Here is a 17,803-nt window from a genome sequence, read left to right on the forward strand (position 1 = left end):
CTCGGAAAGCCGAAATGTGAGGTGTACCATGTCGGTCAAATCGAAGATCTTCTCCGCGATGGAGCAGATCGCCGAAGAACAGAAGGTCACGCTTCCGCCGCTCGAGGACGATCTGTCACTGAACGAAACCGGGTTCGATTCGCTGGCATTCGCCATCCTGGTTGCGCGGCTGGAGGACGAGCTCGGTATCGATCCGTTCACTGTCGCCGAGGACGCAGCCTTCCCGTCTACCCTCGGTGAGTTCGTCAGGGCCTACGAGAATGTCCCCGCCTGACATCATTGCGTTGCGCCAATATCTCGGCGCGGGGCCGAAGGACCGCACGATTTCCGATGCCCGGCACAGTGTATCGCTGACCGACATGGTCGAGCACAGCTGCCTGACCGGCGGGTCCTTCGAGTTGTCCGGCCGCTCGGTGCTGCTTGCGACGTCGAGGCAGCTGCTGTCCGCGCTTGCAATGATCGAGCTCGACGGCGTCGCCCGCCGCATCCTTCTAGGCCCGCCCGACCTCGATTGGGATCGCCTGCAGGTCCTGCTCGAGCAGGCCGGGATCGACACCATCGTCACCGATCAGCCGCTACACCGATGCAGTGCTGGCATGCGCGCTATTATCGGCGTCGACCTGCCCGAACGGAAGGCCGTGGGACGGAAGGTCGACCATGCGACCGAATGGTTGATGCTGACCTCGGGGACGTCGGGGCTGCCGAAGATCGTTCGACATACGCTCGATGGACTCGCCGGCGCGATTATCGCCGACGGGCCCGCGCGCTACCGGAACGCAACCTGGGCGACGTTCTACGACATTCGCCGCTATGGCGGCCTGCAAATCTTCCTGCGGGCCGTGATCGGCGGCGGATCGATGGTGCTTTCGGAGCCCGGGGAAGCCATTGCCGTGCATGTGGCGCGGCTGCGCGCGGGCGGCGTCACCCACATCTCCGGAACGCCGTCGCACTGGCGCAAGCTCCTGATGAGCGGCGCGTCCGCCAATTTCGCGCCGCACTATGTCCGCCTGTCGGGCGAAATCGCGGACCAGGCAGTGCTGGACGGCCTGGCCAGAGCATTTCCACATGCGTCAATCGGACACGCCTATGCCTCGACCGAGGCGGGCGTCGGTTTCAGCGTGGACGATGGGCGCGAGGGTTTTCCTGCCTACCTGATCGGGCAGAATCACGCCGGCGTCGAGATGAAGGTGGTCGACGGCTCGCTGCGGATCCGTTCCCGGCGTACGGCGCGCGCCTATGTCGGCACCGATGCACCGCCACTCGCCGACACCGAGGGCTTCGTCGATACCGGCGATATGGTCGAGCTGCGCGGCGAACGATACCACTTCGTGGGCCGTCGAGGCGGCATTATCAACATCGGCGGGCTGAAGGTGCATCCGGAGGAGGTGGAAGCAGTGATCAACCGGCACGCGTCAGTCGAGATGTCGCGTGCGCGGTCGCGCAGGAGCCCGATCACCGGAGCCATTGTGGTCGCCGACGTCATCCTCACCAACGGCACTGATGGAGACCGCCATGAGACGATCCGCGCGGAGATTCTCAGCCAGTGCAAGGACTGCCTGTCAGTATGGAAGGTGCCCGCGGTGATCCGCTTCGTCGAGCGGCTCGACGTCACGGCAGCGGGGAAACTGGCACGCACCGATGCGTAACGTCATCGTCACCGGCGGCAGTCGCCGGATCGGCCTTGCCATTGCGCGCAGGCTCGCCGCGTCCGGCGGATACAATGTGATCGCCGTCGCGCGCCGCGAGAGCGAGGAGCTTGCGGCGCCTGCCTGAAGCCGACGACGTCGCTTCCATGGTCGAATATCCTCTCGGCGAAGGCGGCCGGAACATCACCGGCACCGTGGTGACGGTCGACGCCGGCAACACTGCCTGAGCGCCGGCCTGGACGCGTCATTCCGGCGATAGCCCCTTCAGATACTCGAGCATCGTGTTGCAGGCTTTCTCCGCCTCCGCGAAGGTTGAAAACGCCGAACCGCCAATCTTGATCGCGCCGTTACCCCGATAGAGCGGCCGCCACGACGCCACATAGCCGGCACGACCATGAAAGCCGGCACCAGCAGGGGTCTCATACGTGATCACAAAGGAAAAGCCGTCGCCGGCCGCACTCCAGATTTCCATGTCCTCGACGGCACGGTGAAACAGAAGGGACATCAAGATGCGTCCGCGCACTCGCTTTCGGCTCAACCACAGAACTCCGGTCCTGACAGCAGGCCGTCAGGAGGGAACGACCCTGACCACTGGGGGGGCAGGAAGGAGGGCCAGGGCCGTCGCTCCGGATGTGCCGAGATCCAATCGGCACATCTCTGCGATCATGTCTGAAGTCGTTCGTTATAGCCCGCGACTACGTTTTACCTGACAGCGGACAAACTGCGATCGACCCAGAGCCGCAGATGACGACTAAAATACACGTCCCGCCCGATGCCTTGGCTGCGATTCTGGATCAGGCGCGAAGCCTGAGGGACTACCCCATTAGGCTTCCCGGACATCGACCTCGCCAATCAAGCGGCGCTTGAAATCAGTCTTCAGCCCCCACTTGTTCCTGCCGATCGACTGCGTTGCGGGGGTGGGGCGCCGCCATGACAGACGCACTTTCATCACCGGCCGCCAAGGAGACGGATGATGGGCCGGGTGGTCGCTATCGATCTTGGCCTGGGACCGGCTCAGTGGCCGTCGATGTTACGGATAGCCTGCCGCACGCGCGACTGAACCAGGGTCTCCGGCAAGAAAGCCGGCGTCGGGCCGGCTCACGAGGATCTTTCCGGCCGGGTCGCTGCATCCAATGGAGGCCACCTGCCCATTGCAGTGGGAGCGACGACCGGGAATGCTGGTGCGTGACGAGCCTCTCAGCGCTCCCCATTTGTCGATCCGGGATGCGGCGCCTTCTCCCGCGGGGCAGTCGCGCGATCATGTTGCGAGATGGCGAGGGCCGCGAGCACCGTCCGATTGCTGATTTCAAGTTTTTGAAAGATGTTGTGAAGGTGCACCTTGATCGTGCCGTCGGTCGTGTTCAACCGCCGCCCGATTTCCTTGTTCGACAATCCTTCGGAGACCAGACGCATGATCTGACGCTCGCGTTCCGTCAGCGCTGTCAGCCCGCTCTCCGAATTCGTGCCCTGCTCGCGCGACGCGATCGACTCGGATGGGGTCGATGGCAGCACGTTGTGACCATTGGCGATGTGCCGCAACGACTCCACCAGAGCCTCGGAATCGGTATCTCTTAGGATGATGCTACAGGTCACGGGCGTGGCCGAGAACACCAGTTCGCAATCTTCACTCGCGACGAAGAACACCAAATGCGTCGAACGATTTTCTGAGTTGACGGTCGAAAGAATTTTCGCGGCGGCGAGCCCGGGCATTGCGGGATCGACAATCGCCATATCGGGCGCCAGGCGCCGGATCGCTTCGATGCAGCTGGCGGCGTCGTTACAAGATGCAACGATATTGAAATCGGCTACGGCACCGAGCACCTTGCTCAGCCCCTCCAAGACCACCGGATGCCGGTCTGCAATGACTACACTGATACGTCGCATTGGGCGCTCCTCAGCGGATCGTCCCCTAAACATAAACCCCGCGCACCTGCTGCTGTTTCCACCACTATCGATAGAATCACCATAAATTTCTCTTAATACAAGCAGGATCGATATCGCATCGCAAGCTAGGATTAACATGCGCGCGGCTCTGCTCGCTTCCCGACTCTCACTCGGGCTGGAATGCCCGTAAGAATCCGGTGATCAGACTGCGGCGGACCAGCCTCTGTGGTTATCCAGTCCGGATAACAGCGTAAGTGCACACTCCGACATCTCCTCAACGTTCATATGCGCAGAGCCGTTAACTCGCTCACAGAATGCGTTCACGCAGAGATAGTATCGACGAACAAAGACCTTCGAAAAGTTTTTCAATGTTGAGTTAGCATCTCGATCTAATTCACGCAGAGGCTGCGCCAGACGGTATTTTTGGGCACCGTAACCGCACGGGTATACGCAGACCCATCTCTATAACCAACGATATATAGGGCGATCCGAAATTCGCATCTAACATTCATAAAAGCTTAAGCAAGATGGATTGCTCGAAATCCACCAACGAGACCAGGCAAAGAACGGAGGTCCATGATCGAGGTAGCTCAATATATCTAGAGACCACAAGCCGACGGAGAACGACCAACCGAACAACAAGGGCTCGTTCTTACGTCGAGGACCAAGAGAACAATTGAGTTCAACCGCCCATCGCTGTTGTGTCATTGCGTAGTAGGCTGGAGGGTAAAATGAGGAGGCGGCAGTCTTGCGAGACCGTTCTTATTGGAAAGAACGTTTTGATTAGAGAAGGCATTGCTAGAATCCTGCACACGGCAAATTTTCACATCCCGGTATCGGCGTCGAGCCCCGAGGAACTGCCGAGCACACTTCAAGCAGAAAAACTGATGTTCCTCATCGTCCATACCGGCGATGGCTTCAATGTCGCGATAGAACAAATCGGATTTGTGAAGGATCGGTATCCGGACGCGCGCATCGCGATCGTGTCCGACAATTATCGGCCGGTCGATCTTGCCTCCGCATTTCGAGCAGGGGCCAACGGATACTTCGTGAACGTCAATTCGTGCGACGCATTCATCAAATCCGTCGAGCTCGTGATGATGGGCGAGACCGTCTTCCCGCCTGCATTCCTGTCATTCGCCCTTGATGCCGGTCGCGATCGCGAACCTGAAACGGCAGAGCCCGGCGGACGAAAGGCCATCCTCGCCGCTGCAGACGACGCGATCTTGCCCCAGCTCTCTCCGCGAGAAAAGGCGATTCTATCCTGCCTTATCGAAGGCGACTCCAACAAGTGCGTTGCCAGAAAAATCAATATCGCCGAGGCTACCGTGAAGGTTCACGTCAAGGCGATCCTACGCAAGATCAGGGTCCAGAACCGGACACAGGCGGCGATCTGGGGCATGAACCATGAGTCGCTGGTGCGGCCGGCAAACGATCGCGCCCCCTCAGCCGTCGATGCGGGCAGAGGGATCGCGAAGCCCATCGAGATGATCTCTGAAATGGAGCAGCTCAACGAGCCGGCTCCATTGGTTCCCCACTCCAGCCACGTCGTGGTATCCCGTATCGACGGCCTAGTCCGCAAGGGTGTGGGCCGAGGGACTCTCGCGGCGGCTGCTCGGCTCTGCAAGTAGGTTCAGGGACCCGGAAACGATTGCCGTCGCGCGAGCGATCCGAGCGCGAAGTAAGGCTGCGACACTTTCGTTGAGTCCCGACTTCGTTGAGTCCCGACGCCTGGGCGCCTAGCAGGGTGCTCCCTATTGCCCTTGCGTAGACTAGCACGCGAGATCGCAGCGGATCTTGACGGGTGGACGACGCGCAACGCGCAGGCTGCGGGACATTTTTTTACCGCTCCCGCAGCGATTCCTGTTTGTACCTCGCCAGCGGCGAGAGAAGGTAGCTGATGATCGTGCGCGCGCCGATCTTGATCTAATTTAGACCGTCACCGCCAGGACTGTTCCGGTACCGCAGGGCGACCTCGACGGCGTCATCCGGCCGCAGCTCGGTATCTTCGCCTGCGAAAATCCGTTCCGGTCCCTCCTCGCCTCTTCTGATGATGGCACTCTCAGCTTGGTTCGCGGCTCCTCGCACGAGTTGTGATCGCACCATGCGGTGTACTGAAGCCTCTCGCCGACGTTCTGCAGCTTTCGCGAATTTGGTTGAGCTTCACGCTTGTCTGTTGCAGCTCACGGAGCAGATCGAGCCTCCGCCGGTCGTCGAGCTTTGCCAGCTTTCTGGTGAGTTCGTCCTGTTCTTTCCTGCAGCAGGTGCACAGAGGTCTGCAGCTTCCGTGTTGATGACAGCAGCACGGCGCGACGCACATCCGTAAAGCGAAGGCTAGTCACAGAACGCTTGCCCAAGAGATCAGACATTTTCTGCAGTCCTTCGAGGTCTGACTGAGGTCCCTCCTCCTCGTTCTTCTGCTGCTCTGAACAGCCCGCGGATCTCCTCGTCTCCCTCTCGGACGCCGCTCTGGAGGAAGGCATTTCCCTACTGATAGTCACTCTGCCTGGTCCTAAATATTCTGTTTCCGCATTGATGATTTCCGAAATCGCCGACCGTGCGGAAAACGCATATCCCATCGCAATCTACGACCCAGTCGCTCATCTCCGGCCAATCAGTACATTCCGGGTCACTGGACGGAAATCGGAAAAAAATGGGTAACTATCATGGTCCATTGAGTGGCAGCACTGCCGGATTAAAGTTCGACGCGCAATTCGCGCGCACCCCCGTTCCAAACCGCTCTGATGTGGCTGCGAACTGATGATCAACAGCCGATTGGACATGGAGGGTGCTCACTATCGATGAGGAATAGAACGTTTGTTTTGCCGATCGCCGGTCTGCCGTGTTGCTCGAACGGCATGCGATTTCCATGTGTTGCTGTCCGCGAACAGACTTGAAGACGCATCAACTTGAGCATCGTCGCGGAGCCTCAACTATCAGCAGTGGTATGACAATGCTCCAGACCAACGGCACAGATAATTGGGTAAGTCGTGACAATATGCCGCCTGAATTTCGCCCGGGGCCGGCCGTCTCGCTAGCAGAAGTGCTGGCCGTGCTGGCGTTCATCCGACGAAATCTATTTACCATGTCGCTGACGTGTTTTGCGGGGCTCGGCATTGCCATCCTTTACCTCGTCACCGCGGTACCGACATTCACCGCCAAGGCGCAACTCCTCGTAAACACGAAAGTGACCTTAGTGGACTCTGCGGCGGTGTCGACGGTCGTGGAAAGTCAGATCGCAATCATAAAGTCTGAGAGCATCGCTAGCGCCGTGATCGAGAAGCTCGGCCTTGCTCAAGACCCGGAATTTGCGACAGGCCAAGTTAGCGGCATGATATCCCGGCTGCTCGGCTGGAGTAAGCCGAAGACGGAAGCTAACGCCGCGCGCTATGCCGTGGAACCGTTCGAACGTAAGCTTTCGGCCAAGCGTATCGGCCCTACATATCTTGTCGAGATTACCTTCGATTCCCGAAATCCGGATCGGGCGGCGCAGATCCTAAACGCCGTTGCCGAAAAATACATTACTCATCAAATGGACAAGGCAAGCTTGCAAGACGAGAAATGGGTTACGGATCGACTGAACGAATTGAGCACTCAAGCTTTGGCTGCAGAAAAGGCCTTGAAGGACTACGACAGGAACAACAAGACGAAAGATGCAGCGGATTCCGCTGATACTCGCGATAGATTAGCCGCCGGTGCTGAATCAGCAAAAAACGCCTATGACAATTTTCGCCACGTGCTGCGTAAGACAGAAGCGACGCAACAACAATCCCCGCCGGTGTTTGAGGCGAGTCTCGTCACCGGGGCGTCGCCTCCTTTGGGGGCCAGCTCGCCAAAACCTCGAATCGTGCTTGGAATAGCGATCGTTGGAGGGCTGCTTCTTGGAATCGCGATAGGAATGCTGCGCGATCTGTCTGATCGCATCCGCACCAGCGGGCAGAAGGCTTGTCCAAGCGCAGAGGATGGCAGGATCGAGCGACCTCTTCCGGATGGGATTCGACCAGATCATCAATTTGAACCATCCGCAAAGGCAAAGCCAGTGCGCCTCACGGGTTCGGGGTGAAGGGGCTACCATCATCACCAATGATCGGGGTGTCCTGGCGGTCAGTTCCTGCTGGACACGAAGGCGTTGCCGTATCCTTGTTTTCGACGGACCCAGCTAGCCGATTTGATCGCGCTTTGGACGGCGGGCAGACGCCATAGCACGGCCCGGTGAGGGCGAGGCGAAGGTTGTGGCCGGCGGCGCTGAGGATGAGGTTGGTCGCCCCCCGTCGCGACCTTTGAGGTGACAGCGGCCGAGGTGGCCATCTTCCGTCTGCGCTGGCACTGCTGTCGGGAACGGATATGCTCGGCGCGCGCCAGCGGGCGCTCGAATGCCGCCTCAAGCTCGTCCTGGCCGATGATCTTTCCGCGGATGTCGCGGATAAGGCGGCCTTCCTGTCTCCGCAGCAGGCCCAATTGCCGACGATGGCGCTTGAACTGCCCAGCATAGGCATAGCGTCCCACCGTTTTTCGTTAGACCGGAAGCTCACCAGACGCGCGACCAACATCCTTATCGCGCCCTACCGCTAAAGCCTGTGATACTCACGATACCATGTCGCGAACCGTGCAACCCCCTCGTCGATTGTCGTGGACGGGCGGAACCCGAGGTCACGCTCAAGCTCGGCAATATCGGCGTAGGTTGCCTCGACATCGCCGGGCTGCATCGGAAGCATTTCCTTGATCGCCGTCCTGCCGAACTCTTTCTCCAGCAGCGATACCACATCCGTTAGATCTTCAGGACGGTTGTTGCCGACATTATAAATTTTCCAAGGAGCGCTGCTGGTCGCGGGATCCGCAGGCGCGCCCGGCCGGCCCTGGGGTGGACGATCGATCAGGCGTACGACCGTCTCGCTCACGTCATCGATATAGGTGAAGTCGCGCCGCATCTTTCCATGGTTAAACAGCTTGATCACCTCGCCGCCTAGGATTGCCTTAGCAAAGATGAACATCGCCATGTCCGGCCGGCCCCAGGGACCATAGACCGTGAAGAACCGCAAGCCGGTCGCTGGAATGCGATAGAGATGGCTATAGGCATGCGCCATCAGCTCGTTGGCTTTCTTGGAGGCGGCATAAAGGCTGATCGGATGGTCGACATTGTCCCGCACCGAGAAGGGCAGCTTCGTATTCGCGCCGTACACTGACGACGAGGATGCGAAGACGAGATGCCGGCACCCATTGTGACGACACCCCTCCAGCACATTGATGAACCCATCGAGGTTCGCATCGACATAGGCGTATGGGTTTTGTAGTGAATAGCGGACGCCGGCTTGAGCCGCGAGATGAATCACGATCGGGAATCGATGCTGTTTGAACAGTGCCATCGATGCTGCGCGATCAGCTAGATCATGCTTCACAAATGTGAACTTCGGATCGCGCTTGAGAAGCTCGATGCGCGCTTCTTTCAACTTGGTATCGTAGTAGGCATTGACACTGTCAGCGCCGACCACCTCGCGACCGTTAGCCAAGAGCTGTCGAGCAACATGAAAACCAATGAAGCCCGCAGCCCCGGTCACCAGTACTTTGTCGTTCAGCATCTTATCTCCGGATCAGAGCCGCCACAGTTCGATGACGGCGGGCTTTGCGGCACGATTTAGCTTTGCCTTGACGTCGAGCACGAGGCCCGAGCCATTGCGCAGCAGGCGCTGAACAAACGGCCAGCCACCGTCGACATAGGGCTGATGGGCGACGGCGAGAATGATAGCATCTGCAGGTTCCAGCGCATCCAGCTCGGTCAACATCACCCCATACTCATGCTGGCTATCGGCAACATTCGCCAGCGGATCATGGATCTGCACCGTGAGCCCGAAAGACTGAAGCTCGTGAACGATGTCGATGACGCGGGAGTTGCGAGTGTCGGGAACGTCTTCCTTGAAAGTCAGCCCGAGGATGGTCACGATCCCATTCTGAGCTCGGCGCCGCAATAGCCCACGAACGCATTCACGCGCCACTCGTTGACCCATGCCGTCGTTGATGCGTCGCCCAGCGAGAATTACCTCGGGATGATAGCCAGCTTTTTCGGCACGATAAGTCAGGTAATAGGGATCGACACCGATACAGTGGCCGCCGACAAGTCCCGGCTGGAACGGCATGAAATTCCATTTGGTCCGCGCCGCAGCCAGGACGTCGCCAGTATCGATATTTAGCGCCTGGAATATTAGCGACAGCTCGTTCATGAAGGCGATATTCAAGTCGCGCTGAGTATTCTCGATGACCTTTGCGGCTTCTGCTACGCGGATCGAAGGAGCACGATGAACACCGGCGCTGACCACAGATCCATAGACATCCGCCACGATCTCCAGCGTTCTGGCATCCTGCGCCGAGACCACCTTGGTAATCGTTTCAAAGCGGTGCTTCCGGTCGCCCGGATTGATCCGCTCGGGGGAGTAGCCGACCGTAAACTCTACGCCAGCCTTCAGGCGAGAGTTTTGCTCAAGTATCGGAACGCAGTCTTCCTCCACGGCGCCGGGATATACGGTTGATTCATATACGACGATATCACCTCTCTTGAGCACCGCGCCCACTGACCGCGACGCCGCCATCATCGCGCGCAGGTCCGGACTCCGAGCCTCGTCAATCGGAGTCGGCACAGTGACGATGAAGAAATCGGCCTTCACCAGTTCGGCTGGGTCGGCGGTAAACAGTAGCGTTTCTTGGCGCAAATCACCGCTCTCAGCCTCACGGGTCCGGTCCTTTCCTTCCCTGAGTTCAGCGACACGTCCGCAATCCACGTCGAATCCAACGACCGGCACTCCGGAACGCGCGAACGACACAGCCACAGGCAACCCAACATAACCGAGCCCAATCACCGCAATTTTTCGGCCGTGCATCATAATTGATGTCCAGTCGTCCGCGCGCCATTGACGCCGCTCGCCCCGCCTGAGAGCGACGTGGGACAACGCGTGTTCGGACAGGGCACGCTGATCTGACGGCACAGCGTGGATAGCATCCATCTATTCGCGAGATTCCGCGGCGTGCCGACTGATATATCGGGAAACATGAACCACGGTCGTAACATCACGGATCCTTCGCCGACCAACATGGCACCCAGATTATCCGTGGCAATGGGAGTCGTGGGCCTGTTCAGTTTTCTGCCGATCCTGATCATGGGCGTTTTCTTTTCGTATAATTTCACGCGACGCGTGAACCTTTTCGGATTGCCCCGTCGACTTCCCGCTTCACACTACTCGCCCTAATGCCATGAGCAGAAATCGATCGATTGTCGCTCACCGCGATTGCGTCCGCGAGGGTCTCGGCCGCGCCGGCTGCCATGAGCGTTTTGACTTAGCAACAAGAGGCGTCAAAGCGGCAATCAACTCACAAGCTTTTACCGCCGGCGAGTGATTGGCCTTAACATAGGTCTGACATCGTCGCGCGAGCGCATTGTAGTTGTCCGCGTCGATATCCCAAATTGCCTTCACTGATCTGCAGAGTTCCAACTCATCCTCAGCCGATGCACCGAGTGCATGACGCAAGACGATCAAATCCGGATCGACAGTCCGGCGCGTCACGACGGGTGTGCCCGCGGCCAGAGCCTCCAGGAACGCGTTCGAGAAGCCCTCATAATGCGATGTGCAGAGAAGCATCGCCGATTCTGATAGGAATGCTTGAATGTCGGTCCTCCGGACATAACCAACCAATTTAACATTTGGGAGATGGCGCAGGCTATTCACGGCGTCCATCGTCGATTGATCAGCATTTTCGGACGGCATCCCTGCGACGCGAAATTCGATGGTGGGAAGTTCCTGGGCGATCCGAAAAAGTAGAGGCAAGTTCTTTGGATAGCGAAAGACTCCAAGCCACGCGACATATCCGCGTTCTGCGCGCGGCAAAGGAGCGGTCGCGTCCTCTGCAACGACAATAGGATTATGAATGATGTGAATAGGCTTTCCGGGAAAACGTGCTGCCAAGCGGTCGCGCTGATACTGATTTTGACAGAGAAATCCGGCTGCTCGATGCCGGGCCCAAGAATAAGACAAGCATTCAAACTGCCGAAGACCGATTTTGTATCGTTCATCGACGTCTGCGTCGCTTACAACGCGGTAAACGAACGGAATTCTCAATTGGTCGGCGACGAAAGCCATGATGGCGGTGCCGACCCCGCGTGCGCCCTGAATGATGATATCCGGATGATAGGCGCGAGCGGCTGCCAGTAGTTTGGGAATATGTGAGTAGAACCACCTCGCAACCCGCACCCCCTGCGTCGGATCATAGGTCTCGATAAGTCTTATTGGCGGGTTCGAACCAACGTGGGCCAAAGCGCCTTTCCAGGTAAGGACCGCGGCTTCGTGGCCGGCGTCTTCAAGAGCGCGAAGCCATGTTGAAAGTTCGATCGCCCACCCGCCGACCGGATAGTTCTCATCCTTCAGCAGATAAGGAATGAAATGATCTATCGAGAGAATTCGCACTTGATACCCACAGCGTTGATTGAATTTTAGCCCCGCGCCGCCGCGGCTCAATGGACCATCCTGACTACCCATTTATTGCCAATTTCCATCCAGTGATCCGGTATGTACTGATTTTAGCTGCAACGGAGTGGCTGAGTGGCAAAGTGCTGCAGATGCGTCCCTTAGCAGTTTGCTGGCCTCTGCCAGATTCCTCGGCACAGTGCTCGGTCGGTAGCGACGTCGACGTGCGGCTAAGGTAGAGTAGATGTCTTGAGAAGCTTTCTAATTACGATCGATACAGAGGGCGATAACAGCTGGAGCAGGCGTTCAACGGTCGAAACTCGCAATGCTTCCTTTCTTCCTCGCTTTCAGTCGCTATGTGAGAACTTCGGACTGAAGCCCACCTACCTGGTGAACTTTGAAATGGCCAACGATCGTGGTTTTGTTGAATTTGGCCGCGATCTAATCGCACGAGGTACCGGCGAAATCGGGATGCATTTGCACGCTTGGAATTCGCCCCCAATCCATCCTTTGACCAGCAATGATTCCTGGTACCAGCCCTTTCTGATCGAGTATCCAGAAGACGAAATCCGGAATAAAATAGAATTTCACACGCATTTTCTTGAGGACGTTTTCGGCGTCAAAATGTTGAGCCACCGATCGGGCCGCTGGACCCTTGATGGATTCTATGCCGATGTGTTGAGGGAGTTCGGATTTAAGGTAGACTGTTCCGTAACCCCTCATGTGGATTGGCGCAGCACGATGGGAGATCCGGACGGCGCGGGAGGGACCGATTATCGAGGGTTTCTTGAGCAGCATTATTGGATGAGTGAACGAAATATCGCGCTTCCGGGAAGGTCTTCGTTACTCGAGGTCCCAATGACGATCATCAACCGATCGCCCGCTTTTCTGACCCGAGCGACTCAAGCTTGTGAGGACATATCAGACTTACTGGATAGGGCCCGGCGCTACATTTGGCCGCTGGATTGGCTGCGCCCCAATGGGTCGAATTTGACGTCGATGCTGCGCATTCTTGACATCGCGATTTCGCAAGATCGGCCTTATGTAGAATTCATGACGCATTCCTCGGAGCTCATGCCTGGCGGAAGTCCCTACTTTCCGACGGTCGAATCAGTCGAGAAATTGTATCGGGATTTGAACGAGCTCTTTTCAAAAGTGGCGAACGATTTTTGCGGCAATACGCTGATCGAATTTCACGATAGAGTGTCGATGTCGTCACGCTCCGAGAACGGGGTAAAATACGGCCAAGAGGAATGGCGATGAAAGTGTTACTCGCTATTCTTGTCGCGGCTGGAAGCTCCATGAACATCGATGATGGATTGACGTTCGTCGCCGCGACGACGGCGGATGCAGGTGACTCCCGGATTTTTGTGAGTTCAGGCCTATCGGACGTTCATAGCTTTGCTGCGACGAATACCGACACGGCAAGCAATGCGACCGCAGCATCGCGGCCTGAAACTAGAACAGTTGTCTCGTCGATTACGTCGTTTTCGGCAACGCCGCGAACGCACTTTCAGATCGGTGGCGACAGTTATCAAGTTCAGGGCGCGGGCCGGAGCTATAGCCTGACCACTCCTGACCCACAGACTCTGCGCTTCGAAGTCCGACCGGGTGATCAAGCCTGGTACGATGCTGGACACGCTGTTGATCGCAACGACGTTGCACTAGATCCAACTATTCCGGTCGGAACGTCTATCAGCATAGATTATCAGTTCATGGTGGAGCCAAATGGGCCCAATGGGACATTTGTAAACACCGCATCATGGTTCACCACTGCAGAAATGAACGGCTACCCGGCCGTCTCCTCGCCTCCATTCGAGATCGGTCTCGTCGGCAATCGACTGCATGTAATGGCTAGATATTGCCCCCCGGGGCAGGTTCCCAGTAACAGGGCCGGCAATCTTACGCAGCTCACGCTCTGGACCGCCCCCGATCCAATTCAACCTGGCCAGTATAACGATATCAAAATGTCGGCCAATGTATCCAATAACAGCAGCGGGTATTTGGACGTCTGGGTAAACGGCACTCGGGTTGTGAACTATCATGGCCCCTTGGGCTATGGGACCCCCACCTATTGGGAGTACGGACTCTATCGGAGCGCAGGTCCACCCGAGACCGCTGCCGCCAATTTTCGAAATATGACGCTAACGACCGGGTCGGGGCCGCCTGGAGTCTCGGCACGGTGACCCTGAACTCATCATCGGCGTGGTTAGCTCCGGCAGCGCTGGCGCAGAAATTCCGATACGTAATGAGGGATTCTTTGAACTATAGCGGCCGGGCTCCTTATCATCCCACGTTTGCGCATTCAGACGCGCAACGGGAACAATTCTTTTTTCTCTTGTTTATTTTTATGTTGCCATTTTCTCGGTTACCGCTTCTAGACAACAACCTCTTTGGCATCCAGGGATTTAAGCCGTTCAACTTGCTATCAGGTGTAGTTTTGGCCTACTTGGTGTTCCAAAGTAGGCTCCTACACGCGACGGATAAAATTGAGCAAAGGTCTATCAGACTCTTTCTCCTGTATTTTGCAACTTTTACTGTTGCCCTCATTCGATCAATTCCAAATGCTCCGCTCCTTCATAGTCGCGCCCCTAATTCATTTGCCGAGTCCTATTTGGATTTTACACTGTCATCTTGCGTGGTTCCCGCCTTTTATGCGTTGCCGTTTCTTTTTATTCTAAAGCGCATGTGCTCCTTTCAGGAGCTTGAGAGGATCACGACCGTGATCTGCCTCTCAATATTGTCGTTGTCGATCGCGTTCATCACACTTGTCCTGATGAATCCGTCCGTGCTGCTTTCGGGCAGCCCGGACGAAATGACTGACCTGGCCGCCGGAGACAGCCGAATGGCTGCCGGCGGAATCAATGAGTTGTGCGCAACTTATTTTGGTATTCATTACAACACGATCGGAACCATATACATTTGTACTATACCCCTGTTGCTCCATAGAGCTCTTAAGCGCGGCGCATTTTGGATCGTTCCTCTCGGTCTATCGCTTCTGGCGGTTCTTCTCCTCGAGTCACGCAGCGCGCTTGTCACGGTGGCAGCTTCGTGTTCCCTATTTCTGATCCTACGGCGCAGGTTTGTCATTTTGGTTCTTGGTGCTGCCGCGGCTGGCGTCACATCGTTCCTGTGGATCGGACCAACCGTCGCCGCTCTTCTATCGATCGGGTTTGGAGACAGTTCCGCCGTCTCGGCTGATAGCTTGCTGACGGGCCGTGTTGAGTACGTCTGGGCTCCTCTGCTCAATGAATGGACGAGCAATATCGGCCTGTTCCTGCTTGGCGCTGGTCGTTACGGAGTGGTGACGAGTGAACTTTGGCACACAGGAGCCCTGATACAGGTCACTCATGCGCATAATGCAATTATCGATTTCTTTCTTGATTGCGGAGTTATTTTGACCAGTGTGCTTTTGGTCTTCCTTTGTGTTGGAACAGCTACCGCCTGGCGAGTTGGGCGAAGGCTGAACAGTGACCTATATTGGGCTCTGTTCGCGTGCATCTTTGGTTTTGGAGTTGGTATGGCGACTGAGCGTGAAATTTTTCCAACAGCCGCCAACATGTATGTATTTCCGATCATTGCGATGATGATCAACTTGGCGCGGTTGCGCTATCTGGATTTCTGTCGCAGCTTATCCTGTCCCACAAATTGTCTGACTCGTTGCGAGGCTCCGTAGACGCCAAGCCGGTGGTCGTTCAGGTCTTGAACTGCCAAGCATGAGAGCATCGTTTTGAGAGATCGGCCAACCCTGCGCGATTCGTCAGCGTGGCTGATGGTCCACCGCCGTGGCTGCCCGCAAAGTGTCTGCGGCGTTGCGCGCCGGCATGGACTAGGTGTTTGGTCCCAAGCTTGAATGGTGCATTCGAATTTGCGCGATTCGAACGATGCGTTGTGGTTCAATTTTTACACGGCTGCGCCACGACGACGGAGGCAGTCCGTGCAATACAAAATAGTCAAGAGAGTCTGAGATCGCTAACCAAGCGCTACGGGATCAACCAGAAGATGGTCGCGAAGTGGAAGCAGCGCGACACCGTCGCTGATCTTCCGACGGGCCCGAAGGAGGCCAAGTCGACCACCTTCCATCGAGGAAGAGGTGATCATTGTCGCTTTTCAGCGGCATACGCCCTTTCGCTCGAGATTGCCCCTATGCATTGCAGCCGGCCATCCCTCATCTGACGCGGTCACCCCTGTATCGCAGCCTCCAGCGCCATGACGAGAGCACGAACTCGGTTGATATGGTCGATGTCTTCGAAGACTGGCAGCTGATCTGCGCTGTCCATTTCCAGACGATTGGAAGCCAATCGTTAGGACCGATGAGTTCGGGACAGGCCAGCAAACCGGCAATAAGCTCTTCGAGCAGCGTCGTTTCTCGCCGAGGGCGAGCAATTCCTCGTCAAACTGCCTGAGGCGACGCGATAGACCGGGCATTGGGCGCTCCAATTCCATGGCAGCAGTTCATGAAGCCGCCCCTGAGGGAAGCTGGCAATCCAGGCGAGCACGTCGGCAAGCCAGGCCGGCGTGTCGATATCGTTGGGCCTGTCCGTCACGATCAGTGTTGCCGTGACCGCGGCGCGATCCGAACCCAGGAACAGCCAGAACTTCCGTCCCAGCGCAAATCCGCGTAGAGCGCATTCTCGCATTGTTGCTTAAGGCAGATCCTGTCGTCATCGATGAAGCGGACAAACCGGTCCCAACGCTTGAGCACGTTTCGATCGGCTCGCCCGCGGCCCTATCATCCGCAAACCATGGGCAAAGTCGAACGCTTAGGGGCTCCGTTGGGCTACCTCTTAATAACGGTCGTTCATCTCCCGTTTGTAGCGCGAGGTTTCGGTCGGGGTCTTAAAATGAGATTGGATTGATAATATAAGAGGTTCGTCGCATCGGCCCCTCTTAGGCTGAATTGTGTGCAGGGCTGGAGCATAAGCACAAAGGAACTTTCGTCCCAAAATCAGGAGGCTCGATGCCGATTGAAAGGATCCATGCCCACCAAGTCACCGAAGGCAGTTGCCCGCCTCCCGCTCTTATCGATTCGTACTTCTTCCCTGAAGTATCGGCTGGAGGCTTTTCGCGCAATGATAGCGCAGTTGCATTCTATCAGAGAATAAACGCGCTAGTATCCTCCAGCTCGGTGCTCATTGACTTTGGTGCTGGGTGTGGTGCCTCCCACTATGTCTCCTATCGCAGCCGTCTCCGTAACTTCAAGGGGCGCGTGTCCAAGGTGGTCGGCCTCGATGTAGATCCCGCGGTAATCGCCAATCCATCACTTGACGAGGCGTTTCTTCTTGATCCCGACGGACGCGCGCCGTTGCCGGCCGGAACCGCTGACATCATCTTTTCTGACTATGTGTTTGAGCACTTTCGCGACCCAACACAGAGCGTGGCTGAAATAGATAGGTTATTGAAGCCCGGTGGTTGGATCTGTGCTCGAACGCCAAATCGGTTCGGCTACATCGCCGTCGCTAACCGTCTTATTCCGGATCAGATGAGCAAGTTAGTTCTTAGAATTCTCCAACCTTGGCGGAAGTCAGAGCACGTGTTTCCGGCATTTTACCGCCTCAACACACCGGGTACGCTGCGCAAGTTTTTTCCACCTTCACGCTTCGAACACTTCGTCTACGCCTGGGATGCAGACCCTCTATATCACGCTAACAGCCGAATTCTATACCGCGCGTTCTTGGCCCTGAACTACCTTACGCCGCCTCCACTAAAGCCTTTTTTGATGATATTCATTCGCAAAAAGTCTGGAGCCGGTTAAGACGGCTGAGGCATTTGAGCACTTCTCTCTCTCAGGATGGCGGCGGCCGGACGTGGGTCGCTACGCTTATT

The 17,803-nt window shown here is 56.9% G+C and carries 13 protein-coding genes and 5 pseudogenes; 11 read left to right on the top strand and 7 right to left on the bottom strand.

Annotation, left to right across the window (positions count from 1 at the left end; genetic code table 11):
* Window positions 1-28: 28 nt before the first annotated feature.
* The 4 genes and pseudogenes from ACE10W_RS29300 to ACE10W_RS29315 all read left to right on the top strand — a co-directional run.
* Window positions 29-274: an acyl carrier protein gene (locus tag ACE10W_RS29300; protein ID WP_038966762.1), complete on the top strand. Its 246-nt coding sequence runs from the start codon at window positions 29-31 to the stop codon at window positions 272-274.
* Window positions 261-1,646: an AMP-binding protein gene (locus tag ACE10W_RS29305; RefSeq protein WP_110116877.1), complete on the top strand. Its 1,386-nt coding sequence runs from the start codon at window positions 261-263 to the stop codon at window positions 1,644-1,646. Before ACE10W_RS29300 ends, ACE10W_RS29305 begins: the two co-directional genes overlap by 14 nt.
* Window positions 1,639-1,764, top strand: a pseudogene (locus ACE10W_RS29310) (SDR family NAD(P)-dependent oxidoreductase); the annotation flags it as partial. The gene ACE10W_RS29305 and the pseudogene ACE10W_RS29310, both read left to right, overlap by 8 nt.
* A pseudogene (locus tag ACE10W_RS29315) lies at window positions 1,751-1,873 on the top strand (3-oxoacyl-ACP reductase); the annotation flags it as partial. The pseudogenes ACE10W_RS29310 and ACE10W_RS29315, both read left to right, overlap by 14 nt.
* 17 nt (window positions 1,874-1,890) lie before the next feature.
* On the opposite strand, the gene ACE10W_RS29320 reads toward ACE10W_RS29315, so the two are convergent.
* Entirely contained in the window at window positions 1,891-2,151 is a 261-nt protein-coding gene (locus ACE10W_RS29320) for a hypothetical protein (RefSeq protein ID WP_161533867.1), read from the bottom strand.
* A 692-nt stretch (window positions 2,152-2,843) separates the two neighbouring features.
* On the bottom strand, window positions 2,844-3,530 hold the full coding sequence (locus ACE10W_RS29325) for a response regulator transcription factor (protein ID WP_246790647.1): 687 nt from the start codon (window positions 3,528-3,530) through the stop codon (window positions 2,844-2,846).
* Between the two features lie 731 nt (window positions 3,531-4,261).
* Between ACE10W_RS29325 and ACE10W_RS29330 the strand changes: the two genes are divergently transcribed.
* Window positions 4,262-5,161, top strand: coding sequence for a response regulator transcription factor (locus tag ACE10W_RS29330; RefSeq protein ID WP_246790648.1), 900 nt, complete (start codon window positions 4,262-4,264; stop codon window positions 5,159-5,161).
* 1,322 nt (window positions 5,162-6,483) lie between these two features.
* A complete protein-coding gene (locus ACE10W_RS29335) occupies window positions 6,484-7,593 on the top strand; it encodes a Wzz/FepE/Etk N-terminal domain-containing protein (protein WP_162603712.1) in 1,110 nt (369 codons plus the stop codon).
* A gap of 151 nt (window positions 7,594-7,744) precedes the next feature.
* On the opposite strand, the pseudogene ACE10W_RS29340 reads toward ACE10W_RS29335, so the two are convergent.
* From ACE10W_RS29340 to ACE10W_RS29355, 4 genes and pseudogenes are all read right to left on the bottom strand, one after another.
* A pseudogene (locus ACE10W_RS29340) lies at window positions 7,745-8,033 on the bottom strand (hypothetical protein); the annotation flags it as partial.
* A gap of 65 nt (window positions 8,034-8,098) precedes the next feature.
* Window positions 8,099-9,106, bottom strand: coding sequence for an NAD-dependent epimerase (locus ACE10W_RS29345; protein WP_110116884.1), 1,008 nt, complete (start codon window positions 9,104-9,106; stop codon window positions 8,099-8,101).
* A 12-nt stretch (window positions 9,107-9,118) separates the two neighbouring features.
* The gene (locus ACE10W_RS29350; protein WP_110117350.1) at window positions 9,119-10,402 is read right to left on the bottom strand and encodes a nucleotide sugar dehydrogenase; all 1,284 of its coding nucleotides are present in this window, start codon (window positions 10,400-10,402) and stop codon (window positions 9,119-9,121) included.
* Between the two features lie 393 nt (window positions 10,403-10,795).
* Window positions 10,796-12,049, bottom strand: coding sequence for a glycosyltransferase family 4 protein (locus ACE10W_RS29355; protein WP_304564124.1), 1,254 nt, complete (start codon window positions 12,047-12,049; stop codon window positions 10,796-10,798).
* A gap of 177 nt (window positions 12,050-12,226) precedes the next feature.
* Between ACE10W_RS29355 and ACE10W_RS29360 the strand changes: the two genes are divergently transcribed.
* The 4 genes and pseudogenes from ACE10W_RS29360 to ACE10W_RS29375 form a co-directional block, all read left to right on the top strand.
* Window positions 12,227-13,240, top strand: coding sequence for a deacetylase (locus tag ACE10W_RS29360; protein WP_110116886.1), 1,014 nt, complete (start codon window positions 12,227-12,229; stop codon window positions 13,238-13,240).
* 38 nt (window positions 13,241-13,278) lie between these two features.
* Window positions 13,279-14,163: a heparin lyase I family protein gene (locus ACE10W_RS29365; RefSeq protein WP_162603713.1), complete on the top strand. Its 885-nt coding sequence runs from the start codon at window positions 13,279-13,281 to the stop codon at window positions 14,161-14,163.
* Complete coding sequence (locus ACE10W_RS29370) at window positions 14,160-15,653, top strand: O-antigen ligase (RefSeq protein ID WP_304564123.1); 1,494 nt, start codon at window positions 14,160-14,162, stop codon at window positions 15,651-15,653. Before ACE10W_RS29365 ends, ACE10W_RS29370 begins: the two co-directional genes overlap by 4 nt.
* A 215-nt stretch (window positions 15,654-15,868) precedes the next feature.
* A pseudogene (locus ACE10W_RS29375) lies at window positions 15,869-16,188 on the top strand (IS481 family transposase); the annotation flags it as partial.
* A gap of 93 nt (window positions 16,189-16,281) precedes the next feature.
* Here ACE10W_RS29375 and ACE10W_RS29380 read toward each other — a convergent pair.
* A pseudogene (locus ACE10W_RS29380) lies at window positions 16,282-16,682 on the bottom strand (transposase); the annotation flags it as partial.
* A gap of 255 nt (window positions 16,683-16,937) precedes the next feature.
* Here ACE10W_RS29380 and ACE10W_RS29385 point away from each other — a divergent pair.
* The gene (locus tag ACE10W_RS29385) at window positions 16,938-17,732 is read left to right on the top strand and encodes a bifunctional 2-polyprenyl-6-hydroxyphenol methylase/3-demethylubiquinol 3-O-methyltransferase UbiG (RefSeq protein WP_110116889.1); all 795 of its coding nucleotides are present in this window, start codon (window positions 16,938-16,940) and stop codon (window positions 17,730-17,732) included.
* Window positions 17,733-17,803: the final 71 nt, after the last annotated feature.

The sequence above is a fragment of the Bradyrhizobium sp. B025 genome (assembly GCF_042257955.1).
Classification (GTDB): domain Bacteria; phylum Pseudomonadota; class Alphaproteobacteria; order Rhizobiales; family Xanthobacteraceae; genus Bradyrhizobium; species Bradyrhizobium diazoefficiens.